This window comes from Bacteroides sp. MSSM.1001136sp1_RTP21357st2_D2_RTP21359_211015 (assembly GCF_040913205.1).
Taxonomy (GTDB): Bacteria; Bacteroidota; Bacteroidia; order Bacteroidales; family Bacteroidaceae; genus Bacteroides; species Bacteroides ovatus.
This window is the reverse complement of the sequence record NZ_JBDFVF010000017.1, coordinates 113,158-136,859: the sequence shown is the minus strand read 5'-3', so window position 1 is coordinate 136,859 and position 23,702 is coordinate 113,158. Positions and strand designations below refer to the sequence as shown.

The window sequence follows — 23,702 nt, the reverse complement described above, 5'->3', positions numbered from 1 at the left end:
AAAGTGATTCCACAAATGGTTGCACAGAAAGACCTGTTAAAAGTCAAACAAGATCACACTAAAAAGACAGTATATGAAGATAAATAGTAGCTATATTCTTTTGAAGGAAATTCGTTGTTACGCCTATCATGGAGTCGCACCGCAAGAAAATCTGATTGGGAATGAATATCTCATTGACCTGAAACTGAAAGTAGATATCAGCAAAGCTGCCCGGACAGATGAAGTTACCGACACCGTCAACTATGCTGAAGTACATCAGGTGATAGAAAATGAAATGGCTGTTCCCTCAAAATTGCTGGAACACGTTAGCGGACGGATTATACAAAAACTCTTTGACCAATTCCCCTGTATTGAAGAAATCGAACTCCGGCTTTCCAAACGAAACCCACCGATGGGAGCAGATATAGAGTCTGCAGGAATTGAGCTACACTGCAGCAGGAAATAAGATAATCACAGCTGGAAATGAAACATAAATGACGAAATGCAGATAATACGATATTAATAAAGTAATCCGTATCATCTGCATTCCTTTTTAAGCAAGATCTGCTTCTATTTTCACAGCCGTAAACTACCGGCTTATTTTCTCTTCTTTTTTCTTCTATTTACCGATTCTACAGCCTCCGTCACCACGGGTTTATCCTGGAAACGTTTTGTATAGCTGGAATAGTCCGGATGAATGCGTTCGTAATCAGGATCCATAAATAACGGACTGGAAATAATATGATCCGCCGTAGAACGGTTACAACAGAAAACAATATTTTCTACACCGGCCAAACGGGTTAATGCTTTTACATCCGTATCATGCGGTTGCAATGTCATGGGGTCCGTGAAGAAAAAGAGATAATCAATCTGCCCATCCACAATACGTGATCCCATCTGTTGGTCACCACCTAACGGACCTGATTTTAAAATCGTAAAATCCCACTCTTCATCAGGATGTTTCTCCTTCAATGCTTCCAATATCAAAGTACCCGTAGTACCTGTACAGTAGAATTTATTACCCATCAACAGTTCCGAGTTCCACAGTACCCATTCGATGAGGTCTTTTTTCATTGCATCGTGTGCTACCAGCCCGATGCCTCTTCTAACCTTTGATTCCATTTGCTATCTTTTTAAAATCCGACAATTGAGAGAACCGTTTGCATCCTCTCGCATAAAACTGCCACAAGATACTACTTTTTGTCCGTTCAGGTATCGGATTCAAAGTTTTTTTTCTCATATTCTCTTCACGGGATAAAGAAAATGACGGACATAGTTGTTTATACTCTTTCCGCGCACGTATCACAGCACGAGCATTGTCCCAGTGCCCTTGCAACAAGAAATTAAACGCTGCCACATAATCGAGACAGGCCCGGATACGCATCACTTTATTTAACTCCTTCTGTGGAAGATTCTTATAGAGCATGACAAGATTATTACGGAAATTAAGAAAAGTCTTACGAGGATTCTCTTTTTTAAGAGTAGCTCCTCCTACATGATAGACAATACTTTGAGGTACACAGACAATCTCACGATTTCGCGAACGAAGTCGCCAGCACAAATCTATTTCTTCCATGTGAGCAAAAAAACGTCCATCCAATCCTCCTACATTCACATAATCAGTGTGCCGGATAAACAACGCTGCCCCCGTTGCCCAAAAAACAGGAATCACCGTATCATATTGGCCTTCATCCTTCTCCACAACTCCCATTATACGCCCCCTGCAGAAAGGATAACCATATTTATCAATAAAGCCACCAGCCGCTCCGGCATATTCAAAATATTCTTTTTGTCGTTGACTTCGTATCTTCGGCTGACAAGCAGCCACCTCCGGATGAGCATCCAAATAAGCAATCATTGGTTCCAGCCAATGCTCCGTCACCTCGACATCTGAATTCAAAAGAACTACATATTCTGCGTCGACCTGCTGCAATGCCCAATTATATCCATCGGCAAAGCCATAATTTTGGTCGAGCACAATCGTTCTGACAGAAGGAAATTCCTGTTGAAGCAAACTCACAGAAGTGTCCGTAGAGCCATTGTCAGCTACACAGACCTCAACCCCCTCCCCCTCTGAATAGCGGACGACGGACGGAAGAAAAGTACGAAGCATATCGCACCCGTTCCAATTCAAGATTACAACTGAAACCTTCATCATTATTCTTTCTTCTTATTCAATTCCTCCTGTTCCAGCTGATCAGCCTCTTCTTTGGTTAATTTCCAGCGTTTATGAGACCATAACCAGTATGCCGGTTCCCTGCGAATCGTTTGCTCCAACCTATGGGCAAACATTTCTGTGATTTCTCCTTCTCTTGTTTCTTTCGGTGTTTCCGTCATTAACTTGAACTCCGCTTCACAATACCCTCTACGCTTCTTACTAAGCTCACAATAAAAAACAGGGAAGTTCATCATTTTAGCAATACGCTCCGCACCATCCAGAAAAGCCGTCTCCTGCCCCAAAAAAGTAGTCCAGTATTTATCATACCCACTGGGCCATTGATCGGTAATCAGCCCAACTACCATCTTTTTCCCATCACGTTTCAACTTAATAATTTCACGTGCTGTAGAATGTTTCGGGATATTATATCCCCCGAAACGAGAACGAATACGTTTAAATAATTCGTCCAGATATTTGTCTCTCAATGGTTTATAAACTTGCACAGGGACATCTTCCGGTTTCATGATTGATCCCATACCTATTAACCACTCATAATTGGCGTAATGAGGAATCATTACTATAATACCTCCATACTTTTCAGTTAGTTCCAGATATTGCTCCGTATTCTTATAAGTCATTCTTGCACAAAGCTCTTCGGCAGACATATGCAACAATTTCAAATCCTCAAGCATATAATCCGACAGATAACGATAAAATTTACGCTCTATCTGCAATCTCTCCGCATCTGTTTTTTCCGGGAACGATCTAAGCAAGTTTCCCCGAACCACTCTCCGGCGATATTTCCCAATACGATACATCAACAGACAATTAAGATCCGAGAGCATATACAAAACCCGGAACGGAAGTGCCGAAAACAACCACATTCCACTATATACCAGCCAATAGATAAGTTTGGATCTCATACTTATATCAAAATTGTACTTTTAAGTGCCGTCCTCTCTTCATTAAAGTCTCCCAGGCGTACGTTAACCACCCGATTATCCAGTGAATCATCATTTTCCACCTCTACACGGATATAATTCTCCGTAAACCCATGCATCGGAACACCTGTCTTCGATTTTTCCATCAGCACCGGCATTACCTGCCCGATATGACGCGCGTAAAAAGCCTGTGTCTTTTGGTCCGATAGTGTCAACAGACGTTGACTACGCTGATGCTTCTCTTCCGGAGAAACCACATATTCTATTTTTAAGGCTTGCGTTCCAGGACGTTCGGAATAGCTAAACACATGCAACTGCGTCACATCCAGTCCATCAATAAACTGATAAGCCTGTTCAAAGTATTCGGGCGTTTCTCCACGGGTTCCCACAATCACGTCCACTCCGATAAAAGCATCCGGCATCACCTCTTTTATCTTCCTTACTTTCGAAGCAAAAAGAGCAGTGTCATAACGACGGCGCATTAGCTGCAAAACCTCATCACAACCGGATTGCAAAGGGATATGAAAATGAGGCATAAAACTGCGGGAGTGAGACACAAACTCAATAATCGCATCAGTCAACAGATTGGGTTCTATGGAAGAGATACGATAACGTTCGATTCCTTCAACCTGATCCAATGCTTTTACTAAATCAAAGAAACTCTCTCCTGTTGTTTTGCCAAAGTCTCCGATATTCACTCCGGTCAGAACAATTTCTTTTCCTCCCTCGGCAGCCGCTTGACGGGCCTGTTCAACCATGGAAGCAATAGTCCCGTTACGACTTCGTCCCCGGGCAAAAGGAATCGTGCAATAAGAACAAAAGTAATCGCATCCATCCTGCACCTTCAAAAAGAAACGGGTACGGTCTCCCCGTGAACACGAGGGAGAGAATGAACGGATATCTTTGGTCGTCGTAGTGATAGCTTCTCCTTTTTCATGCTTTTGGAGGTCGCCCAGATATTGAAGCAATTCTCCTTTCTGTTCCGCTCCCAACACTACGTCCACTCCATCTATCTTTGCCACATCACCGGGCTTCAATTGCGCATAACATCCGGTCACTATCACAAAAGCACCAGGGTGTTGTTTTACCAGACGATGAATCGCTTGCCGGCATTTCTTATCCGCCATCTCCGTCACCGAACAGGTATTTACCACACAGATATCAGCTTTCTCTCCTTTACGCGCAGTCCGAACTCCTACCTCACGCAGAATTTTACCAATAGTTGAAGTCTCTGAAAAATTTAATTTGCAGCCTAAAGTATAATAAACGGCTGTCTTATTTTGAAATACAGTGGTATCTATCATAAGCTGTTATAAACACATTAACTTTGCAAAGTTACACATTATTATTAGTAAAACGCTTTTGGATACGAAAGTTTATTCCTATTTTTGCACAATTCACTAAAAAACGTGCAATGATTAAAGAGAATTTCATTAAACTATACGAAAATAGTTTTCGTGAAAATTGGGATCTACCTTGTTACACAGATTATGGAGAAGATACCCAATATACTTATGGGGAGGTAGCTGAAAAAATCGCCCGTTTACATCTGTTATTCAAACATTGTAGCCTCCGCAGAGGGGATAAGATTTCAGTTATCGGCAAAAACAACGCTCACTGGTGCATCGCCTATATGGCAACCATCACGTATGGAGCAATCATTGTTCCCATCCTTCAAGACTTTACCCCCAACGATGTTCATCATATCGTCAATCATTCCGAATCTGTATTTCTGTTCACCAGCGACAGCATTTGGGACAATCTGGAAGAGGAAAAATTAGCCGGATTACGAGGCGTATTCTCACTGACCGATTTCCGGTGTCTTTATCAGCGTGACGGAGAAACCATACAGAAGTTTCTGAAAAATACCGATAAAGAGATGCATTCTTTGTATCCGAAAGGATTTACCCGTGAAGATGTTCAGTATACCACTTTATCCAATGATAAAGTGATGCTGTTAAACTACACTTCCGGAACCACTGGTTTCAGTAAAGGTGTAATGCTGACAGGAAACAATCTTGCCGGTAACGTCACTTTTGGTATTCGTACCGAACTCCTTAAAAAGGGGGATAAAGTGCTGTCTTTCCTTCCCCTCGCTCACGCATACGGTTGTGCATTTGACTTTCTGACAGCGACCGCTGTCGGCACTCACGTCACTTTGCTTGGAAAAACACCTTCTCCCAAGATTATAATGAAAGCTTTTGAAGAAGTGAAACCTAACCTTATAATTACTGTCCCGCTAGTAATCGAAAAGATATATAAGAATATTATCCAGCCGCTCATTAATAAAAAAGGAATGAAGTGGGCACTCAATATTCCTCTGCTCGACACCCAAATCTACAACCAGATACGCAAAAGACTAATTGATGCACTGGGAGGCCGGTTTAAGGAAATCATTATCGGCGGTGCCGCTATGGACAAGGAAGTAGAAGAATTCTTCTACAAAATTAAATTCCCTTTTACTATAGGTTACGGTATGACGGAATGTGGGCCACTAATCAGCTATGCCCCTTGGGATGAATTTGTACTAGGCTCTTCCGGAAAGATTCTGGATATAATGGAAGCACGTATCTATAAAGAAAACCCTGAAGCAGAAACCGGAGAAATCCAGGTTCGGGGAGAGAATGTGATGGTGGGCTATTACAAGAATCAGGAAGCAACGCAGGAAGTATTCACGCAGGACGGCTGGCTACGCACCGGTGATCTCGGTTCCATGGACAGCAACGGAAATATTTTCATCCGGGGACGCCTCAAGACCATGATCTTAAGTTCAAGCGGACAGAACATCTTCCCCGAAGAGTTGGAAACAAAACTGAATAACCTGCCTTTCATTCTTGAAAGTCTCGTTATCGAACGCAACAAAAAATTAGTAGCACTCGTTTATGCCGATTATGAAGCGTTGGATTCTCTCGGATTAAACAATCCGAATAACCTGAAAACAATCATGGATGAAAATCTTAAGAATCTGAACTGCAATGTAGCCGCTTATGAAAAAATCAGCAGAATCCAACTTTATCCTACGGAATTTGAAAAAACTCCCAAAAGAAGCATAAAAAGATACCTATATAACAGTATTGCTGTCGATTAGCATGTTCTAAAACATACGAAAAAGGGAGAAAAGTAGCTAGTTACAAAAAAAATTATAAAAAAAGTTGGTATTTCGAGAACAACATATTGAAAAAGTACATAACTTTGCAGCGTTTTAATAAAGCAATTGATTGTATTACGTTTTTAAAAAGCAAAGAAAATGAAAAAATTAGTTTTGATGGCCGTAGCTATCGTAGCAGTATCATTCGCATCATGTGGTAACAAAGCAGCTGACGCAGCAAAAGCAACTGCAGATTCTATCCGTATCGCTGACTCAATCGCAGCAGTAGAAGCAGCAGCTCTTGAAGCTGAACAAGCAGCAGCCGCAGCAGCAGATTCTTTGAATGCTGATAGCACTGCAACTGAAACTGTAGCTGAATAATTCAGAAACAGCTTAGAGAGAATTGAAAGTCTGCCATGCAAAAGCATGCACAGACTTTTTTTATGCTTCAATTTTAGCAATTCACACGCTATTTAGCGTATGAACTCTTCACAAAAGGAGCGTCCAACAAATAATCCAAGCTCACTTCCACACTCTCTTCTACCGGCATACTATAACCCTCGATTTCAGCAACGAGATAGTTAACACCTGCAGTTTTTGCATTCTTAAAGATAGCGTCAAAACCTACCATTCCGCTTTGTCCGATCTCTCTGTGATCCTTAACATGGAATATCTTGAAGCGGCCGGGATATTTATTAAAATAATCAACAGGACTGTTTTGTCCGCGAACTACCCAATAAAGGTCCATCTGGAAGAAGACATATTCAGGATTCGTATGTTCCAGCATATAATCATACATTACTTTATCTTCTACTTTCTGAAATTCATGAGCGTGATTATGATATCCAAATGACAAACCTTGTTGTTTGCAACGTTTGCCTATCTCATTAAAATAAGTGCAATATGTATTCAAATCTTTAAGCGTTTTTGGAACATCCATCCAAGGAGCTACGATGTACTTCATTCCTGCAGCTTTATGATCGGCAATACACTGATCCCACCATTGAAGAGACTCTGACAAGTCACCGGAAGCCAATTCTTCTTTGGACAATTGTCTGGTACAATGTGAAGACAAAACTTTTAATCCTGCCGATTCGACATCTTTCTTAAACTGTTGGGGAGTCCGGTCATAAAATTTACCGTTGTTATAATTGGCAGCTTCAACACCGGTATATCCCATGTTTGCCAATTTCTTCAGAAGAGCAGTATAAGTGGGGTCACACTTACCATTTTTATTGTCTACCTTATTCAATATATCTCTGACAGAATAGAGTTGAATAGCTACTTCTTTTTTAGCTTTCTTCTTAGTTTGTGCCGTCATTGCCTGTGGAATCATGAAAAGAGCAGCCAACGCACATAAATAAATTTTTGTTTTCATATAATAGATATCAGGGGATTACAATTATTAGATTTATATAGAAAAAACAGGCACGGATTACACAGACCTCACGGTTACTCTATGGCAATCGCCATTCAAAAAAACGTGAAATACGTGTAACCCGTGCCTTCTTATTACTATTTGATTAGTCCAAAACCTTCACGCGGATGTTGCGGAACCAAACATCATCACCGTGATCTTGCAAACCGATGAAACCTTCGTGATTTTCGCCACCACAGTTATTCAGCAATTCAAATGCCAAAGGCCATTTATCTTCGCTGAACTTACTTGCCTGCAACATATCAGTCCATTGTTTTGTCCACAAATGATATTCAAGTACGTTTTCATCGTTTTGTCCATGAACCACTGTACCTTTATAAACCATAATCTTAGCCTTGTTCCATTCGCCAAACGGTTTAGAGTTTTGAGGAACTGCCGGAATCATGTCATACAAAGAAGCCGACTGACGATTGTTATCTTTACCCAATTTAGCATCCGGATGATTGGCATTATCCAAGATCTGATATTCAGGTGCGGAAATATAAATAGGTTCAAGCACATCATTACCATCTTTGTCTTTAGAAGTAACTTCCTGAGCTAAATACAGAATACCTGAATTGCTACCTTTAGCAACCTTCCATTCCAATTCCAACTCGAAGTTTTTAAATTTGTGAGCAAAGATCAAGTCACCACCATCACCGTCTTGAGCTTCACCGCCGCCAGAACCGTTGAATTTGATACAGCCATCTTCGATTGTCCATTTAGTAGGAACACGGTCTTTTCCATAACCACGCCATCCGTTAAATGTTTCACCATCAAAGATTGTGATATAACCATTTTCGTCAACAGGCAGATTCAAACTATCAGTTTCCGGTGCTTTCAATGATTTAGAGTAAGACAATGCAACTTTGCTCGGTTCTTCCTGAGCATTTGCTTTTTTCTGACCACCGCAAGAAGCAAAAACTCCTGCAGCAAGACAACAACAAGCTAATGGATAAAATACTTTTTTCATGATAATAACGATTTAATTTTTTATCTTTAATTTCTAATTTATCTCGGCATATCAGGCAGTCTCCAGCCGTCACGATAAGTATGTTTCACTAATTCAGCAGCAAACTGTTTCGCATTAATCGGATCAGTCCATGTCTTGTCAAATGTCGGATGACCATCATGAATCTTGAATCCGTCTTTGATAACGGTACGGATCGTTTCGTTATCACCGATATTCGTAAAGCACATGTTAGCTCCATCCCATTCAAGAGTCTTATTCAGCGCTTGCAAACGAATAGCCAATACACCCATTGCCACCATTTCATTCATTGGTCCGGCTTCTGAGAAATCAGACTTAGTCATGATACGGTTAGATTTATTTTCTTTACATGCACGTACCCAGTCCATCTCGTGACCACCGTTCATAGCATTGGGAACACGACGACAAACCTTTGGCGCATTTGGTTTACGACCAGAAAGCAACCAAGGATTCTGTCCATAACATCCGCAAATCAAAGTATCTTTCGTTCCGTGGAAAATAGTCAAACCACCACCACTCTGCATCAGTTGTTTTCCTTCCGGGAATCCTTTCGGACGTTCAGGCATCATACCGCCATCATACCAATGTACTTCCACTTCAGGCATAGCTACTTTCGGCATATTTTCACGAGCAGGGAAAATCATTTTCACATGCTGTGCCTGCGGAGCACAAGCATTCAACAATAAAGTAGATGACCCTTCCACTTTAGTTGGATATTGCAATTTCAATGCTCTAAACGGCTGATGCAAAATATGGCAAGCCATATCGCCTAATGCACCTGTTCCATAATCCCACCATCCACGCCAGTTCCAAGGATGATAAATAGCATTGTAAGGATTCATTTTAGCAGGACCTGTAAACAAATCCCAATTCAATGTGCTAGGAATTTTATCAACCTTTTCAGGAACATTCAATCCTTGCGGCCAAATAGGACGGTCTGTCGCACATTCCACCTTAGTTATATCACCGATTTCACCATTCCAAATCCATTCGCATACCAAATCCGTACCTTCATCCGATGAACCCTGATTACCCATCTGAGTAACAACACCTGTTGAAGCAGCTAAATTTGTCAATAAACGAGATTCATAAACAGAGTGGGTCAACGGCTTCTGACAGTACACGTGTTTTCCCATTGTCATTGCATCAGCAGTGATGATAGCATGAGTATGATCGGCAGTTGCAATAATCACACCGTCGATAGATTTACCCATTTCTTCATACATCTTACGATAGTCCCAGTATTTTTTAGCCTTGGGGAATTCGTCGAACACACCTTTTGCATACTTCCAATCCACATCACAAAGAGCCACAATATTTTCAGTGCCCTTTACGTGATTAATATTGGCATGTCCCATACCACCAATACCCACGGCTGCAAGATTCAGTTTGTCAGTAGGCGAAATATGCCCGTGGCTCATACCTAAAATAGTACTGGGAGCAATAGTAATGCCGGCTAAAGCAGCAGCCCCCGTTTTGAGAAACTTTCTCCTCGAAATGTTTGACATGATTTTATTTATTTAAGGGTTAATAATCTTTGGAAGGTTGCCATGCAACAATCCATATCCATTTTTCATGTTTCTTCTTCGCTCGCGTATTTGCTCCAGAGTGCGCAAATTACCAATAGCAGGCAAATCGTGTTTGCGTGTGTCTTTCAAGAATGTCCACGCATATTCGGATGCAATGGCCGAATCGCGCATGGACGGTAAGCGGGAACTGCGCTTTCCGGTTTCTACCGAATCAGCAAACAGGTCGCACAATACGTCTATATTCTTGCCACCGAAAGGCTTCTCCACACGAATGGTCTGATTGACACCGTGCAGATCGACAACAGCAGTATTGAAGTCATGCGTCATACGCACAACTCCTTTTGTACCTATAATATCCACATACGAATTATGTGTCTGGTCTTTAGATAATTGTCCATAAACAAAACCCTGAGTAATATCGAAGACTACGCCATTTTGGAAAGTTCCGTGACATTGTACCCACCAAGGATCTTTATAATTCCACATATTCACTCCCTGAGCATTCCATGTTCTATAATCACAGCCTGCATACCAACGGGTAATATCGACATAGTGCATTCCACAATCATGGAAAGCCGGCCCCTCATACTCATGACCTTCGCCCGGCGCCAAACCGGGAGTCATGTGGCAAATACGGATAATAGCCAATTCTCCGATTTCTCCTTGCTCGATATACTCTTTCATTAGATTATGGTACCAGGAATTCCGCAGATACAAGTTTACCGCAGAAATGAGGTTGGCATTTTCTGTCATTTCCACGACCTTCCACTCATTTTCCATGGTATCTGCAATAGGTTTTTCTGAAATAATGTGCTTGCCGTAGCGAATAGCTTTTTCTATTTGTTCCATCCGCGAGTCGGCCAAAGTGAAAAGACCGACTACCTGTACACTTTCATCCTCAAAAACTTTTTGATTATCTTCTACTATAAGAGATTCAGGAGATAACTTCTTAGCCAATTGACGTGATTCCGGATCTGTATCGCAAATATAAGCAATATTCCATCGCCCACTTTTTGTCATCGCTTCCCAATAGAATCTTCCCATTCTACCGAAACCGATAATTCCAACTTTAATTCTCGTGTCTACTGAAGATTGCGTGTTCATAATAAAACATAGTGAATTTAAGTACAAATAATAGATGAAGTATCAATTTTCACCATCAAGCTGATGAGTAAAAAACTGATATTGCAAATCTAGCCAAATAAATAACGGCTTATTTGACTTACACTACTTTATGTAGATATTAAATTAGCATTTTACCCTATTAATCAAACACTTAGCACTTCAAGTATATCCAAAAAATGTAGATGATTTGGAAAGGGGGGCAACAGTAAAATGATAATTATGTCTCTTGAGTTGAACTAATTTTCATAATTTCGTTCTCAAATTCATCTCTGTCGACAGCAGCTTTATTTCTCATCTTCGTACGATAATTATAAACCGTACTTGTAGAGCACCGGAGGAAGTTCGCTATCTTCCCACTATCCGTAATACCCAAGCGTAATAAAGCATAAATACGAAGTTCCCTATTTAATAAAGCATCCGGTTTTAAAATAATCTTCTCTTCATCTTTCAATAAAGCATTAAAATCTGAAACAAAAGTAGGATACAAACCTAAAAAGACCTTATCGAAACGGGCATACAGTGCACTAAGCTCTTCATCAATAAGCGCAGACGACTTCAGCTTCTTAATCAACTCGTCATAGTACTTATTAATAGCTATTTTATACAGCATATTCTGGTATTTCTCCATTTTGTGGATATAACTAAAGCACACATCGAAAAATTCGGCTATATAATATTCCTTTATGCCATTAATTTCATACAACTGATTATTGGTGTCATTCAACTGGCTGTTCATATTATTCAGTTTATTGTTCAGCCGCAGAAGTTCTTCATTACTTTGCGCCAATGCCTGCTTTATTTTCAACGTTTTCTTCATCTGAATATAGATAAAAACAACGAGCAGAATCAAAAGGAAAAGGATAACGCTTGTAGAAATAAGAAAAGTAGTCAGATGCGATCTTGATTTAGCCTGTTCCGCCTGATAGGCAGTGTTGATAATAGAATTAAATTTATAGATTTCAATTGCGCGGAAATGAATACCAGAAGAAATTACATCATCAATAGCGGATTGTGTAAACTTAAAAGCATCGGCTAGATTCTTTTCTTCGTATTGTATCAACGCAAGAGATTGAAGAGAGGCATTTTCACGCGTTGCATTCCGTGTATCGGCAATCGCCGACAATATCAGATATTTTTTTTCCTCATCATATTTCTTCTGATGGTGGCATAACCTGGAATACGAATGAGTAATCATGGCATAATTAGGCGTTCCCACCTCCTCAATATCCAACAATTCTTTAAAAATTTCCTTCGATTTTAAGGTATCACGCCAGATATAATAAGAAGCTTGTGACATCCGGTAATCCCAAGAAGTGTGATCTATGAGAGCAAACAGTGAATCCTGATAAGCAGATTGTTGCTTTCCATACAGATTGTTGGCAACAGAAATAGAATAATGCCCCCAGAAACTGGAATAAGTTTGATAATAGTTTATTAATAAATCTCTGGGAAGTTCTGAAGTCTTTATACTTTTCAAAATAATCTCCGCTTCACGGAACCTGCCACACATCGAATATAAAAGACTAAGATGTAAAGACGACTGGTTGGTGAAATAAGGTCTATTCAACTGACGGGAAATCTCAATATTGCGATCAACATAATGAATAGCGGAATCAATATGAAATTTTTTATATTCGTTATATAACCGTAGATTGATTCTATATTCTCCTTCAAGAGTCAAACCAGGACTTTTCAACATACATTTTATCCGGTTTATCCGATCCTCTTTCTCTTTAACAAAGACATGCTTTTCATCTATCACTCTACGCAAAGAATCCGTCAATAATTTCAACTCATCATTCGCATAAAGAACACTGCCAATTCCCAAAGCAATCAGCAGAAGCAAAAACCTCTTCTTCAGAAAACAACAGTTGAATTTCATAATAGTAATAGCAAAGATAACAAAAAAAGCGATTCATCCATTCAGAACAAATCGCTTTTTGTATATGAAGTAAATTTGCTCTTATTCAGCAACTACCTCGAAAGGAATCTCTACCGAAACTTCCTTGTGAAGCTTAACAATAGCCTTATAGCTACCAACTTCTTTCACAGCGTCTTTTACAACGATGATCTTTCTGTCAACTTCATGACCTAGCTTAGACAAAGCCTCAGCGATCTGGATGTTACCAACAGAACCGAAGATAGTACCGGTTGAGCTAACTTTAGTTGCAATAGTCAAAGAAACGCCTTCCAACTTAGCAGCCATAGCCTCAGCATCTTTCTTGATTTTCTCAAGTTTGTGAGCGCGCTGTTTCAGTTCTTCAGCCAACATTTTCTTTGCAGAAGGAGAAGCGATGACAGCTTTTCCAGTCGGGATCAGATAATTACGACCGTATCCGGATTTCACGTTTACGATATCGTTCTTATAACCCAAGTTTACTACGTCTTCTTTCAATATAATTTCCATACTTTTCCTCCTTCTTATTTCATCATGTCAGTTACATAAGGCAGCAATGCCAAGTGACGAGCTCTCTTCACAGCCTGCGCGATACGACGTTGGAACTTCAAAGAAGTACCTGTAATACGACGCGGAAGGATTTTTCCTTGTTCATTCAAGAATTTCTTCAAGAATTCAGGATCTTTGTAGTCGATATACCTAATACCACTCTTTTTGAAACGGCAGTATTTTTTCTTCTTAACATCTACTGACGGCGGAGTCAAATATCTGATTTCTGATTGAACTTGTTGTGCCATGATTAATCCTCCTTTTTGTTTGATTTAACACTTCTTCTTTTTGCAGCGTATTCAGCAGCATACTTATCCATCTTGAAAGTCAAGAAACGGATTACGCGTTCATCACGACGGAAATTAAGTTCCAGCTTGTCAATTACAGTAGGATCTGCATTGAACTCAATCAGTTGGTAAAAACCTGTAGACTTCTTCTGAATTGGGTAAGCCAATTTCTTCAGTCCCCAGTTTTCTTCATTGATAATCTCAGCACCTTCAGCTTGAAGAACGCCTTTGAATTTTTCTACCGCTTCCTTCATCTGAACATCAGACAAAACGGGAGTTAAAATGAAAACGGTTTCGTATTGATTCATACTTCGTTTAATTAAATAAATAAATTATTTGATTTTAAATGCGGGTGCAAAGTTAGACATTTTATTTTGAACTACAAATATTTAATCTTTTTTTGTATCCGAAGATAGGATTTATCCGGGAAGTGACTTACCTTTGCAAAGTTGTTTAAACAATAATTTCATGATAGAGCAATTTAATTTCGATATCCGGCTTATATTCGCCATATTAAATGGCAAAGTTTCCGCGGCAATCAACCGTAAGCTGTACCGTAACTTCCGTCAGAACGGGCTGGAAATCAGTCCGGAACAATGGACGGTACTCATTTTTTTGTGGGAAAAAGACGGTGTTACACAACAAGAGTTGTGTAATGCAACTTTTAAAGACAAACCCAGCATGACCCGCTTGATAGACAATATGGAACGGCAGCATCTCGTTGTGCGCATTTCCGACAAAAAAGATCGCCGTACCAATCTGATTCACCTGACTAAAGACGGGAAAGAACTGGAAGAAAAAGCGCGTATCATTGCCGGACAGACCCTGAAAGAGGCTCTTCACGGTATCACTCTCGACGAATTGAGCATTGGACAGGAGGTACTGAAAAAGGTATTCTACAATACAAAAGATTAGGTAGAAGAACTTCTCTTCAAATCATAAAATCCACTAAATCGTGCATTTATAATGGAATTTTTATCCAAATAATTTCGCCCGTTAAAGAATTATGCTTTAATTTGTGACTGGAATATTATAATCTATTAAAATACACACGCATGAAAGGCTTATTAAAGAACTTAGGATTGATATTAATCTTGGCCGGAGTAGTCATCCTGTTGGGTTGTTCATTTACAGGTAATGTAAATAACAACGCCATTCTGGGTACTTCTGTAGTACTTGTAGTACTGGGACTCATTTCTTATATTGTTATTAATAAGAAGATCGCTGATTAATTTCGCAAAAATCAATAAAAAATCCCGGAAACGAATGTTTCCGGGATTTTTTATTTGTAGTCATCTCAAATGCGATTATTAAGATTCAACTTCCGGGGTAATCAGCTTATAGCCTTTTCCGTGGATATTGATAATCTCGATAGAATCATCTTCTTTCAGATGCTTACGTAGTTTCGTGATATACACGTCCATACTACGAGCATTGAAATAGTTATCGTCGATCCAGATCGTTTTCAAAGCAAAGTCACGTTGCAAAATCTCATTTGCATGCGCACAAAGCAATCCGAGCAGTTCAGATTCTTTGGTAGTCAGTTTAGTCTGTTTGCCTTCTGACGACAGAATTTGTTTCTGTGTATCGAAAGTAAACTTACCAATCTTATAGATATTGCTTTCTTTGTTCTTCTTTCCACGAACACGTCTCAAGATTGCTTCAATTCTGAACGTCAATTCTTCCATACTAAACGGTTTGGTGATATAATCATCCGCACCGATTTTAAATCCTTCCAGGATATCTTCTTTCAGCGTTTTAGCAGTCAGGAAGATAATAGGAATTTCAGCATTTGCTGCACGGACATCCTGTGCCAGTGTGAAGCCGTCTTTTTTAGGCATCATTACGTCAAACACGCACAAGTCATATTTATTCTTCAAGAAAGCCTTATAACCGGCTTCTCCATCAGGATATAACTCAGCAGAATAACCTTTTGCCTGTAGATATTCTCTTAAAAGCATGCCAAGATTTTCGTCATCCTCGCATAATAAAATACGCAGTTTCTCGTCCATATCAATTATTTTTTAATAAAGGTAATGCAATAATAAATTTAGTTCCCACGTTCAGGTCGCTTTCCGCCCGGATGGTTCCCTTATGATCCAATATAATTTTTCTCACATAAGCCAATCCCAGTCCAAAGCCCTTCACATCGTGCAGATTACCCGTATGTACACGATAGAACTTTTCAAATATCTTTTTTAGGTTCTCCTTTTTGATACCGATACCGTTATCCTGTATCGAAATCATCAGTTTACCCGACTCATTCCACGTTCTCACTTTCAGTTCCAGATCCTCTTCCGGTTTCTTATATTTCACCGCGTTATCCATCAGATTAAAGATTACATTCGTGATATGCATCTCATCTGCAAATATAACAGGATCGGTGGCCTCAAGGTTCGATGTTATCTTACCATTATACCGTTCCACTTTCAGCGCAAAGGTATTGACAACTCCTGAAATTAATTCATTCGCATCAATCTCCTTCATCTTCAAAGTTGCCTTCTGACGTTCGAACATCGACATCTGGAGCACCTTTTCCACCTGGAAGCGCAAGCGCTTGGTTTCATCATTTATCACTCCCGATATATGCTGGAACATCTGCGGTGATTTTCCTACCGCGGGATCTTTCAACATCTGCGCTGCCAATGAAATGGTAGATATCGGTGTTTTAAATTCGTGCGTCATATTATTGATAAAGTCATTCTTCATTTCCGTCAGTTTCTTCTGCCGGAATACGATATAAATCGTAAAGATGAATGTCACTAACAATACCAGCGTAAATATCAACGACGGAATCATGAAACTGATTGAGTCAAAGATATAATCTTTCTTACCAGGAAAGTGCACTTTCAATATGCTCATTTTTGCAGGCGGATCATTCTTGAACAATGCCTGCTGATAAGCGTCCTCACTTCCCTTTGCCTCATAATCCGCACAACGATAGACTTCCCTGCCGTCTTTGTCAATCACTGTAAAGTGATAAGGCAAGTCTATACTATTATTATATAAGCTCGATTTCAGATAGTCATCCAGTTCTTTGAACCGTACTCTGTCTCCAATCGATTTGTCACTTCCCCGATAAATCATCTGCCAGGCCACTTCATCGAGTAACGCCCGTTGATACATATACCGATTCTTGATGGCTTCCACTAATGAACGCGAAGTTTCCGGAATAGTCTTTGTTCCCCTGTAAGGAGAAATCATAGCCTTTGGAAGCTCGGAGGGCTTGGTGGTCATCACTTTCAGCTCAAAATCCGAATATACCTTTCCATCCTTAGACTTCACCGTGAACCGTTGCGTTTGCTGAATCAAGTTGTCTTGTTGTATGGAAGCGTTATTCGCAATCAGTGCTTTTCTTTCCGCTTCTGAAATATCTTCGATCAACCAACGTCTGGTCTCTGCATATTCCACATCCTTGGAAACCTGATCCAGGCTATTGCGTACAGCCGAATCAAACTGTTCCTTACGGGTTTTCATCATTTCCTCGATATAACTAACCTGCAAATACAGCAGGCTAAGGAAGGAAAGCCCCATTACAATACCTAATATCCAAATTGTTGACTTCTTCATAGCAACAAAATTAACACTCCCTAATTAACACTCCTAATGCATTAACTTGATTTAACCGGAACTTCCCGGAAATTAACCGTAAGGAGCTATTTAGGTTGTATTCTGATTACTACAACAACAAAACCCCTCCTTTGGTTTGCAAATTTAATAAAAAATTAAATCTTTTCCTTGCGTTTTTCTATCTTTATTAATCATAGTTAAACAAAAACTGTCCCCTTTTACTTAAAAAAGGGAACAGTTTTAACGTTTAAGTTGATAGTTTATAACCAACAGATAGTAAATAGCGAATTTTCAATCAACTATCACATATCATTTATCAACTATCATTTATCTTTATTCTTCTACTTGCTTAGCCTCAAAGTCTTTCATCAACTTATCCTGAACATCTGCCGGAACAAGCTCATAACTAGAGAACTTCATAATAAACGAAGCACGTCCGCCGGTGAGTGAGCTAAGAGCTGTAGAGTAGGACGACATTTCTTTCAAAGGAACTTTAGCAACCAGTTTCTCAAAACCTTTTTCGCTACTCATACCCATAATCATGGCACGACGTCCCTGAAGATCTCCCATCACATCTCCCATCCTATCAGACGGAACAAACACTTCCACATCATAAATCGGTTCCAGAATTTTCGGACCGGCGTTCTTGAAGGCTTCACTAAAGGCATTACGTCCGGCAAGCATAAAGGAGATTTCATTAGAATCTACCGGGTGCATCTTACCATCGTAAACAATGACACGCACGTCACGAGCATACGAACCCGTCAACGGACCTTGCTCCATACGAGACATAATACCTTTCATAATAGCAGGCAGGAAGCGCGCATCGATAGAACCACCGACGATACTGTTGATAAACACCAGTTTACCACCCCATTCCAATGGTATTTCTTCCGTACCTCTCACGGTAATCTTAAATTCCTGTCCATTGAACTTATACGTATCGGGCACAGGCATACCTTCTTTATAAGGTTCTACAATCAGGTGAACTTCACCAAACTGACCGGCACCACCGGATTGTTTCTTATGACGATAATCGGCGCGAGCGGCTTTTGTAATCGTTTCACGATACGGAATCTTCGGTTCTTCGTACTTCACCGGCAGTTTTTCGTTATTTTCCAAACGCCATTTCAATGTACGAAGATGGAATTCTCCCTGTCCGTGTACCAAAGTCTGTTTCAACTCCTTTGACTGTTCGATCACCCAGGTAGGATCTTCCTCACGCATACGGTTCAGAATACTCATCATCTTTTCCACATCCGCTTCATTCACTGGCTTGATAGCACGGGTATATTTAGAATTCGGATATTTGATAAAGTTGAATTTATAGTCGCAATCCTTACCGTTCAGCGTATTACCGGTTTTCACATCTTTCAGTTTCACAGCAGCACCGATATCACCGGCTTGCAGTTCTTCCACCTTGACGCGGTTACCACCGGCTACCACATAAATCTGCGCAATACGTTCTTTCGAACCACGGTCGGCATTCAGCAAATCGTCTCCTTCATGAACTTTACCGCTCATCACTTTGAAATAGGAAACTTCACCGATATGCGGCTCCACGCTGGTCTTGAAGAAATAAAGGGATTCCGGTCCGTTAGTATCCGGAGCCACTTCTTTACCTTCGGTATTCTGTACCTTCGGCATTTCAGAAACAAAAGGAACAACGTTACCCAAGAATTCCATCAAGCGGCGAACGCCCATATCCTTACCTCCACAAACGCAGAATACGGGGAACATACCTCTGGCGATCAATCCCTTACGGATACCTTCGCGCATTTCATCTTCTGTAAGAGAATCTTGTTCGAAGAATTTCTCCATCAGATTTTCATCATTCTCGGCAGCAGCTTCTACCAATGCTTTGTGCATCTCCATAGCCTTATCCATTTCTTCTGCCGGAATATCTTCGATAGTCGGAGCCCCTCCTTCGGGTTTCCACGAATATTTCTTCATCAACAGCACGTCAATCAGTGCATTAAAGCCCGGACCGGTAGCTATTGGATATTGGATAGGAACAACCTTAGAGCCATAAGCTTCTTTCAACTGTTCGAGGATATTATCATAATCGCATTTTTCATTATCAAGCTGGTTGACTAGAAAAATAACAGGTTTATTCAGCTTTTCTGTATAACGGAAGTGATTTTGTGTACCGACTTCGACGCCGTATTGGCCATTAAGAAGAATGATTGCTGTGTCGGTCACATTTAGTGCAGTTACTGTACTGCCTACGAAGTCGTCCGATCCCGGACAGTCAATAATATTAAGTTTTTTGTTATTCCATTCTACATGGAGAACGGTGGAGAAAACGGAGTAACCATACTCTTGTTCAACAGGGAAATAATCGCTAACAGTGTTTTTTGCGGCAACAGATCCGCGACGTTTTATAACACCACTCTCGAAAAGCATCGCTTCCACGAGAGTGGTTTTCCCAGAGCCAGAACTTCCCAACAAGGCAATGTTCTTGATTTCATTAGTCTGATATACTTTCATAATATATAAGATTTTAGTAATTACTCAGTATGTTTCTCACATACCATTAATTTTGTGATGCGCAAATTAGGGATTAATTGGGGGAAAAGCAACACTTATGGCAGTGTTACTAAACAATGTTATGTAACACATCTTTAACATGAACATTTTCGAATCGGGTTAAAAATTATTTTCGCATGGCTATAAACTAATTTCATAGTTGCAATGAGTAATCCGGCACGATGTTATTTTTAGTTGTTTTCCTTTCATACAATAGTTCCCCCGTTACCTAATCAGTTTTCGTTTGACAGTTGTCAAGCGATAGAATGACAATTGTTGAACTGTCGCTTGACAACTGTCAAACGAAAACCCGGCTACAAGTTCGAATCTTATTTATAAAAGAAAAGATCTTAAATTCAGCATTGCAGGAAATTATCTTCTACTAATCGATGGGAGAATTATCTATTTAGCGTATTCCTGCCCCACTATAAATAATTTCCGTCAACAGCTTTTTTGATATATCTAATAATAGTCTTACTTTTACACCCACAAACCCAAACAGCATAGCTATGGCAGGTATCTATCTTCATATTCCTTTTTGCAAAACGCGCTGCATCTACTGCGACTTCTACTCAACCACTCGCAGCGAACTCAAAACCCGTTATGTACAGGCTCTCTGCCGGGAGTTGGCGATGCGTAAAGAATACCTGAAAGGAGAAAATATAGAAACTGTTTATTTCGGTGGCGGAACCCCGTCTCAACTGGAAAAAGAAGATTTCGAACTGATATTTGATACTATCCGGGAGCATTACGGATTAAATCATTGCCAGGAAATCACGCTGGAAGCTAATCCGGATGATTTATCACAGGAATATCTGGAAATGCTTTCCTCACTTCCTTTCAACCGCCTTAGCATGGGAATACAGACTTTTGATGACGCTACGCTCAAACTATTGAGACGCCGCCACAATGCCCGTACAGCCATCGAAGCAATTGACAGATGCCGAAAAGCCGATTTCCAAAACATCAGTATCGACCTAATTTATGGATTGCCCGGAGAAACAAAAGAACGATGGGAAAACGATCTCCGCCAGGCTATCAGTCTGAATGTAGAACATATCTCCGCCTATCACTTGATTTATGAGGAAGATACACCTATATATAATATGTTAAAACAGCATCAGATATCCGAGGTAGACGAAGACTCCAGTTTAGAATTTTTCACATTGCTGATAGAGCATTTGCAGAAAGCAGAATTTGAACACTATGAGATTTCCAATTTCTGCCGCCCCGGAAAATATTCCCGCCACAACACTTCCTATTGGAAAGGAATACCTTATCTGGGATGCGGACCGTCGGCACATTCTTTTGACGGGATGACACGGGAATGGAATGTTTCTTCCATCGATACATATATAAAAGGTATAGAGGAAAACAGCCGTGCTTTCGAAATAGAGTATCTGGATCAGACGACCCGCTACAATGAATTTATTATCACTACCATACGTACTGTATGGGGAACGCCTATAGAAAAGCTGAAACAGATGTTCGGCAATGAAATGTGGGAGTATTGCCAGAGAATGGCTGCGCCTTATCTGAAAAATGGGAAACTGGAAGAACACGATGGAGCCTTACGCTTGACTCGTGAAGGTATTTTCATCTCCGACAGTATAATGAGTGATTTACTTTGGGTAGATTAACAAAACAAACAGCAAGCCGATGACCGAATCAGAAGTAAGAAAGTTATTGCGGCAAATGAAAGAACTGGATTCGCAAACTGCTTTCCGGGACTTTTACAACATGACTTACGATCGCCTCTTCCGCATAGCCTACTACTACGTGAAGCAGGAAGAATGGTCGCAGGAAATCGTTCTCGACGTATTTCTGAAACTATGGAAACAACGTAGCAATTTACTTGATGTGAGAAACATTGAAGATTATTGTTTCATTCTCGTCAAGAATGCTTCGCTCAATTATCTGGAAAAAGAATCAAAACACACTTACATTCATCCTGATTCTCTGCCTGAGCCACAGGAACAGAACTATTCACCGGAAGAATCACTCATTAGTGAAGAATTATTTGCTCTTTACGTAAAGGCACTCGACCGGCTTCCGGAACGTTGCAGAGAAGTATTCATTCGCATCCGCGAAGAAAAACAAAGTTATGCACAAGTAGCGGAAGAATTAGGTATCAGCATGAATACAGTGGATGCACAACTTCAGAAAGCAATCACACGACTCAAAGAAATGATTAGCCGGGCAGAAATAGATTAACAATTATTTAGAAAAAGAGCGTAGGGAGTTTCTGTCACCCTCCGGTCTTTATCAACAAATAAATCAATCACTAAAAAAGACAGAAAAATGAAAAAGCTAAATGACGCAAACATTGGAATCCTTGTTCTTCTATCAACTTGCCTGTGCCTGTTCTCATGCAACAATGACAACGACAATTTGCCCAAAGACTATGCAGGATTCGAACATTCGAAGGAAACAGTAGAATGTGAAGGAAACAAATCAGAGTGTGAATTGGAAATTAAAATTGTGGCGATGGAGAAAGCGAAAGAAGACCGGACGGTAGTACTTGCCGCACCTCCTCCGGTAACAGGGCAAGCAGCAGTCATACAACTGACGGAAAAGAAAGTAATCATCAAAGCGGGTAAGAAGTCGGCTACGACTATCATTAAAATCTATCCCAAACAGATGGTATTGAATAAACAGAATGTCACTTTATCCTGCACTCCCCAATGGAAAGAAGGAGGAATCAGCAAACTGACCATTCTGTTGAAACGAAAATAATGGATCAAGAGTAATACAGAAAAAATATGAAACACACCGATACGGAATTAGAAGAAATACTGAATCAGCTCATTGCTTCCACGCGTTCACCGCGAGGGCGTTTTTCAGCAGCAGCCAGTTACCCGGAACTAGAAAAAAGACTGAAGTCGCATACCCGGCATCTGACTTTGATACGCACCTTCTCGGCAGCAGCGGCAGTAGCTCTACTTTGCCTATCGGTATGGACAGCTTATTTATATATGCAACCTGCTGCAATACAAACGATTTCCACTCTGGCAGAGACACGTACTGTCCGCCTCCCTGATGGTAGTTCCGTCATGCTCAACCATTATTCTTCGCTTTCTTATCCGGAAAAGTTCCAATCGGACAAACGGGAAGTGGAGCTAAATGGAGAAGCCTATTTTGAAGTAAGCAAGGACCCAAAACATCCGTTTATCGTGCAGACTGAAACGATTGACGTTCAGGTGCTGGGAACCCATTTCAATGTAGATGCATATCATGACAATCTGGATGTAAAGACAACGTTATTGTCCGGCTCGGTAGCAGTCAGCAATAAAAGTAAATCTGTTCGTATGGTTTTGAAGCCTAACGAGATTGCTATATATAATAAGGTAGAAGAAAAACTCACCCGCAAGGTTTTAGAGAATGCAGAAGATGAAATTTCCTGGCGACAAGGAGAGTTTATATTCGACGACCTGCCTTTACAGGAGATTGCCCGCGAACTGTCCAACTCATTCGGAGCGACGATCCAAATAGCCGATACAACTTTGCAAAATTACCGGATCACAGCACGATTCCGCGATGGAGAAGATCTGGCAACTATTTTATCTGTATTACATAATGCCGGTTATTTCAACTACTCACAAAACAATAAACAGATTATTATCACTGCTAAACCAGACTAAG

General features: G+C 40.4%; 24 protein-coding genes. 9 read left to right on the top strand and 15 right to left on the bottom strand.

The genetic code is table 11. The features are described from left to right. Nucleotides 1–73 precede the first annotated feature (73 nt). Nucleotides 74–445: a dihydroneopterin aldolase gene (gene folB, locus AB5217_RS12760; RefSeq protein WP_004299342.1), complete on the top strand. Its 372-nt coding sequence runs from the start codon at nucleotides 74–76 to the stop codon at nucleotides 443–445. 131 nt (nucleotides 446–576) lie between these two features. Here folB and AB5217_RS12755 read toward each other — a convergent pair whose 3' ends face one another. Genes AB5217_RS12755 through mtaB form a run of 4 tightly spaced genes read right to left on the bottom strand, consistent with a single transcriptional unit; the run spans nucleotide 577 to nucleotide 4,382 of the window. After that, nucleotides 577–1,101 (bottom strand): methylglyoxal synthase, encoded by a 525-nt coding sequence (locus AB5217_RS12755; protein WP_004306620.1) that lies wholly within the window; start codon nucleotides 1,099–1,101, stop codon nucleotides 577–579. Continuing rightward, nucleotides 1,085–2,134: a glycosyltransferase family 2 protein gene (locus tag AB5217_RS12750; protein ID WP_139147483.1), complete on the bottom strand. Its 1,050-nt coding sequence runs from the start codon at nucleotides 2,132–2,134 to the stop codon at nucleotides 1,085–1,087. Before AB5217_RS12750 ends, AB5217_RS12755 begins: the two co-directional genes overlap by 17 nt. Before the next feature lie 2 nt (nucleotides 2,135–2,136). Beyond that, entirely contained in the window at nucleotides 2,137–3,060 is a 924-nt protein-coding gene (locus tag AB5217_RS12745) for a lysophospholipid acyltransferase family protein (protein ID WP_004306618.1), read from the bottom strand. A 2-nt stretch (nucleotides 3,061–3,062) separates the two neighbouring features. Next, nucleotides 3,063–4,382: a tRNA (N(6)-L-threonylcarbamoyladenosine(37)-C(2))-methylthiotransferase MtaB gene (gene mtaB, locus AB5217_RS12740; protein WP_004306617.1), complete on the bottom strand. Its 1,320-nt coding sequence runs from the start codon at nucleotides 4,380–4,382 to the stop codon at nucleotides 3,063–3,065. 110 nt (nucleotides 4,383–4,492) lie between these two features. Between mtaB and AB5217_RS12735 the strand changes: the two genes are divergently transcribed. Further along, on the top strand, nucleotides 4,493–6,166 hold the full coding sequence (locus tag AB5217_RS12735; RefSeq protein WP_368112619.1) for a long-chain fatty acid--CoA ligase: 1,674 nt from the start codon (nucleotides 4,493–4,495) through the stop codon (nucleotides 6,164–6,166). A 159-nt stretch (nucleotides 6,167–6,325) separates the two neighbouring features. Then, nucleotides 6,326–6,547 carry a hypothetical protein gene (locus tag AB5217_RS12730; RefSeq protein WP_004306615.1) on the top strand — a complete coding sequence of 74 codons (222 nt, stop codon included), beginning with the start codon at nucleotides 6,326–6,328 and terminating at the stop codon, nucleotides 6,545–6,547. An 88-nt stretch (nucleotides 6,548–6,635) separates the two neighbouring features. Here AB5217_RS12730 and AB5217_RS12725 read toward each other — a convergent pair whose 3' ends face one another. From AB5217_RS12725 to rpsF, 8 genes are all read right to left on the bottom strand, one after another. After that, nucleotides 6,636–7,544 (bottom strand): sugar phosphate isomerase/epimerase family protein, encoded by a 909-nt coding sequence (locus tag AB5217_RS12725; protein ID WP_004299335.1) that lies wholly within the window; start codon nucleotides 7,542–7,544, stop codon nucleotides 6,636–6,638. A 145-nt stretch (nucleotides 7,545–7,689) separates the two neighbouring features. Further along, complete coding sequence (locus tag AB5217_RS12720; RefSeq protein ID WP_004299334.1) at nucleotides 7,690–8,556, bottom strand: DUF1080 domain-containing protein; 867 nt, start codon at nucleotides 8,554–8,556, stop codon at nucleotides 7,690–7,692. A 38-nt stretch (nucleotides 8,557–8,594) separates the two neighbouring features. Further along, nucleotides 8,595–10,082, bottom strand: a complete 1,488-nt coding sequence (locus AB5217_RS12715; protein WP_004306613.1) for a Gfo/Idh/MocA family oxidoreductase — start codon at nucleotides 10,080–10,082, stop codon at nucleotides 8,595–8,597. Nucleotides 10,083–10,094: 12 nt separating this feature from the next. Next, a complete protein-coding gene (locus tag AB5217_RS12710) occupies nucleotides 10,095–11,207 on the bottom strand; it encodes a Gfo/Idh/MocA family protein (RefSeq protein WP_004306612.1) in 1,113 nt (370 codons plus the stop codon). A 238-nt stretch (nucleotides 11,208–11,445) separates the two neighbouring features. Beyond that, nucleotides 11,446–13,110 (bottom strand): DUF6377 domain-containing protein, encoded by a 1,665-nt coding sequence (locus AB5217_RS12705; protein ID WP_004326213.1) that lies wholly within the window; start codon nucleotides 13,108–13,110, stop codon nucleotides 11,446–11,448. Between the two features lie 81 nt (nucleotides 13,111–13,191). After that, a complete protein-coding gene (rplI, locus tag AB5217_RS12700) occupies nucleotides 13,192–13,635 on the bottom strand; it encodes a 50S ribosomal protein L9 (protein ID WP_004299330.1) in 444 nt (147 codons plus the stop codon). Between the two features lie 14 nt (nucleotides 13,636–13,649). Further along, nucleotides 13,650–13,922: a 30S ribosomal protein S18 gene (rpsR, locus tag AB5217_RS12695; RefSeq protein WP_002562536.1), complete on the bottom strand. Its 273-nt coding sequence runs from the start codon at nucleotides 13,920–13,922 to the stop codon at nucleotides 13,650–13,652. Nucleotides 13,923–13,924: 2 nt separating this feature from the next. Next, nucleotides 13,925–14,269, bottom strand: a complete 345-nt coding sequence (rpsF, locus tag AB5217_RS12690; protein WP_004306610.1) for a 30S ribosomal protein S6 — start codon at nucleotides 14,267–14,269, stop codon at nucleotides 13,925–13,927. 160 nt (nucleotides 14,270–14,429) lie between these two features. On the opposite strand from rpsF, the gene AB5217_RS12685 reads away from it, so the two are divergent. Both AB5217_RS12685 and AB5217_RS12680 read left to right on the top strand, forming a co-directional pair. Then, the gene (locus AB5217_RS12685) at nucleotides 14,430–14,876 is read left to right on the top strand and encodes a MarR family winged helix-turn-helix transcriptional regulator (RefSeq protein ID WP_004306609.1); all 447 of its coding nucleotides are present in this window, start codon (nucleotides 14,430–14,432) and stop codon (nucleotides 14,874–14,876) included. Between the two features lie 140 nt (nucleotides 14,877–15,016). Then, the gene (locus tag AB5217_RS12680; RefSeq protein WP_004326214.1) at nucleotides 15,017–15,193 is read left to right on the top strand and encodes a hypothetical protein; all 177 of its coding nucleotides are present in this window, start codon (nucleotides 15,017–15,019) and stop codon (nucleotides 15,191–15,193) included. 78 nt (nucleotides 15,194–15,271) lie between these two features. Here AB5217_RS12680 and AB5217_RS12675 read toward each other — a convergent pair whose 3' ends face one another. The 3 genes from AB5217_RS12675 to AB5217_RS12665 form a co-directional block, all read right to left on the bottom strand. Beyond that, nucleotides 15,272–15,973, bottom strand: coding sequence for a response regulator transcription factor (locus tag AB5217_RS12675; RefSeq protein ID WP_004299326.1), 702 nt, complete (start codon nucleotides 15,971–15,973; stop codon nucleotides 15,272–15,274). A 1-nt stretch (nucleotide 15,974) separates the two neighbouring features. Then, nucleotides 15,975–17,531 (bottom strand): sensor histidine kinase, encoded by a 1,557-nt coding sequence (locus tag AB5217_RS12670; protein WP_004306607.1) that lies wholly within the window; start codon nucleotides 17,529–17,531, stop codon nucleotides 15,975–15,977. 333 nt (nucleotides 17,532–17,864) lie between these two features. Continuing rightward, nucleotides 17,865–20,021, bottom strand: coding sequence for an elongation factor G (locus AB5217_RS12665; RefSeq protein WP_004306606.1), 2,157 nt, complete (start codon nucleotides 20,019–20,021; stop codon nucleotides 17,865–17,867). 548 nt (nucleotides 20,022–20,569) lie between these two features. Here AB5217_RS12665 and hemW point away from each other — a divergent pair. The 4 genes from hemW (at nucleotide 20,570) to AB5217_RS12645 (ending at nucleotide 23,701) form a co-directional block, all read left to right on the top strand. After that, nucleotides 20,570–21,700 (top strand): radical SAM family heme chaperone HemW, encoded by a 1,131-nt coding sequence (gene hemW, locus AB5217_RS12660; RefSeq protein WP_032844016.1) that lies wholly within the window; start codon nucleotides 20,570–20,572, stop codon nucleotides 21,698–21,700. Between the two features lie 19 nt (nucleotides 21,701–21,719). After that, nucleotides 21,720–22,274 (top strand): RNA polymerase sigma-70 factor, encoded by a 555-nt coding sequence (locus tag AB5217_RS12655; protein ID WP_032844018.1) that lies wholly within the window; start codon nucleotides 21,720–21,722, stop codon nucleotides 22,272–22,274. An 87-nt stretch (nucleotides 22,275–22,361) separates the two neighbouring features. Then, nucleotides 22,362–22,796, top strand: coding sequence for a hypothetical protein (locus AB5217_RS12650; protein WP_004299320.1), 435 nt, complete (start codon nucleotides 22,362–22,364; stop codon nucleotides 22,794–22,796). Between the two features lie 26 nt (nucleotides 22,797–22,822). Further along, nucleotides 22,823–23,701, top strand: coding sequence for a FecR family protein (locus AB5217_RS12645; RefSeq protein ID WP_004326220.1), 879 nt, complete (start codon nucleotides 22,823–22,825; stop codon nucleotides 23,699–23,701). Nucleotide 23,702: the final 1 nt, after the last annotated feature.

What these genes read in the sequence shown, in the direction of transcription:
- folB (WP_004299342.1), top strand. Translation starts at nt 74, where the DNA reads ATGAAGATAAATAGTAGCTATATTCTTTTGAAGGAAATTCGTTGTTAC.
- AB5217_RS12755 (WP_004306620.1), bottom strand. Translation starts at nt 1,101, where the DNA reads ATGGAATCAAAGGTTAGAAGAGGCATCGGGCTGGTAGCACACGATGCA.
- AB5217_RS12750 (WP_139147483.1), bottom strand. Translation starts at nt 2,134, where the DNA reads ATGAAGGTTTCAGTTGTAATCTTGAATTGGAACGGGTGCGATATGCTT.
- AB5217_RS12745 (WP_004306618.1), bottom strand. Translation starts at nt 3,060, where the DNA reads ATGAGATCCAAACTTATCTATTGGCTGGTATATAGTGGAATGTGGTTG.
- mtaB (WP_004306617.1), bottom strand. Translation starts at nt 4,382, where the DNA reads ATGATAGATACCACTGTATTTCAAAATAAGACAGCCGTTTATTATACT.
- AB5217_RS12735 (WP_368112619.1), top strand. Translation starts at nt 4,493, where the DNA reads ATGATTAAAGAGAATTTCATTAAACTATACGAAAATAGTTTTCGTGAA.
- AB5217_RS12730 (WP_004306615.1), top strand. Translation starts at nt 6,326, where the DNA reads ATGAAAAAATTAGTTTTGATGGCCGTAGCTATCGTAGCAGTATCATTC.
- AB5217_RS12725 (WP_004299335.1), bottom strand. Translation starts at nt 7,544, where the DNA reads ATGAAAACAAAAATTTATTTATGTGCGTTGGCTGCTCTTTTCATGATT.
- AB5217_RS12720 (WP_004299334.1), bottom strand. Translation starts at nt 8,556, where the DNA reads ATGAAAAAAGTATTTTATCCATTAGCTTGTTGTTGTCTTGCTGCAGGA.
- AB5217_RS12715 (WP_004306613.1), bottom strand. Translation starts at nt 10,082, where the DNA reads ATGTCAAACATTTCGAGGAGAAAGTTTCTCAAAACGGGGGCTGCTGCT.
- AB5217_RS12710 (WP_004306612.1), bottom strand. Translation starts at nt 11,207, where the DNA reads ATGAACACGCAATCTTCAGTAGACACGAGAATTAAAGTTGGAATTATC.
- AB5217_RS12705 (WP_004326213.1), bottom strand. Translation starts at nt 13,110, where the DNA reads ATGAAATTCAACTGTTGTTTTCTGAAGAAGAGGTTTTTGCTTCTGCTG.
- rplI (WP_004299330.1), bottom strand. Translation starts at nt 13,635, where the DNA reads ATGGAAATTATATTGAAAGAAGACGTAGTAAACTTGGGTTATAAGAAC.
- rpsR (WP_002562536.1), bottom strand. Translation starts at nt 13,922, where the DNA reads ATGGCACAACAAGTTCAATCAGAAATCAGATATTTGACTCCGCCGTCA.
- rpsF (WP_004306610.1), bottom strand. Translation starts at nt 14,269, where the DNA reads ATGAATCAATACGAAACCGTTTTCATTTTAACTCCCGTTTTGTCTGAT.
- AB5217_RS12685 (WP_004306609.1), top strand. Translation starts at nt 14,430, where the DNA reads ATGATAGAGCAATTTAATTTCGATATCCGGCTTATATTCGCCATATTA.
- AB5217_RS12680 (WP_004326214.1), top strand. Translation starts at nt 15,017, where the DNA reads ATGAAAGGCTTATTAAAGAACTTAGGATTGATATTAATCTTGGCCGGA.
- AB5217_RS12675 (WP_004299326.1), bottom strand. Translation starts at nt 15,973, where the DNA reads ATGGACGAGAAACTGCGTATTTTATTATGCGAGGATGACGAAAATCTT.
- AB5217_RS12670 (WP_004306607.1), bottom strand. Translation starts at nt 17,531, where the DNA reads ATGAAGAAGTCAACAATTTGGATATTAGGTATTGTAATGGGGCTTTCC.
- AB5217_RS12665 (WP_004306606.1), bottom strand. Translation starts at nt 20,021, where the DNA reads ATGAAAGTATATCAGACTAATGAAATCAAGAACATTGCCTTGTTGGGA.
- hemW (WP_032844016.1), top strand. Translation starts at nt 20,570, where the DNA reads ATGGCAGGTATCTATCTTCATATTCCTTTTTGCAAAACGCGCTGCATC.
- AB5217_RS12655 (WP_032844018.1), top strand. Translation starts at nt 21,720, where the DNA reads ATGACCGAATCAGAAGTAAGAAAGTTATTGCGGCAAATGAAAGAACTG.
- AB5217_RS12650 (WP_004299320.1), top strand. Translation starts at nt 22,362, where the DNA reads ATGAAAAAGCTAAATGACGCAAACATTGGAATCCTTGTTCTTCTATCA.
- AB5217_RS12645 (WP_004326220.1), top strand. Translation starts at nt 22,823, where the DNA reads ATGAAACACACCGATACGGAATTAGAAGAAATACTGAATCAGCTCATT.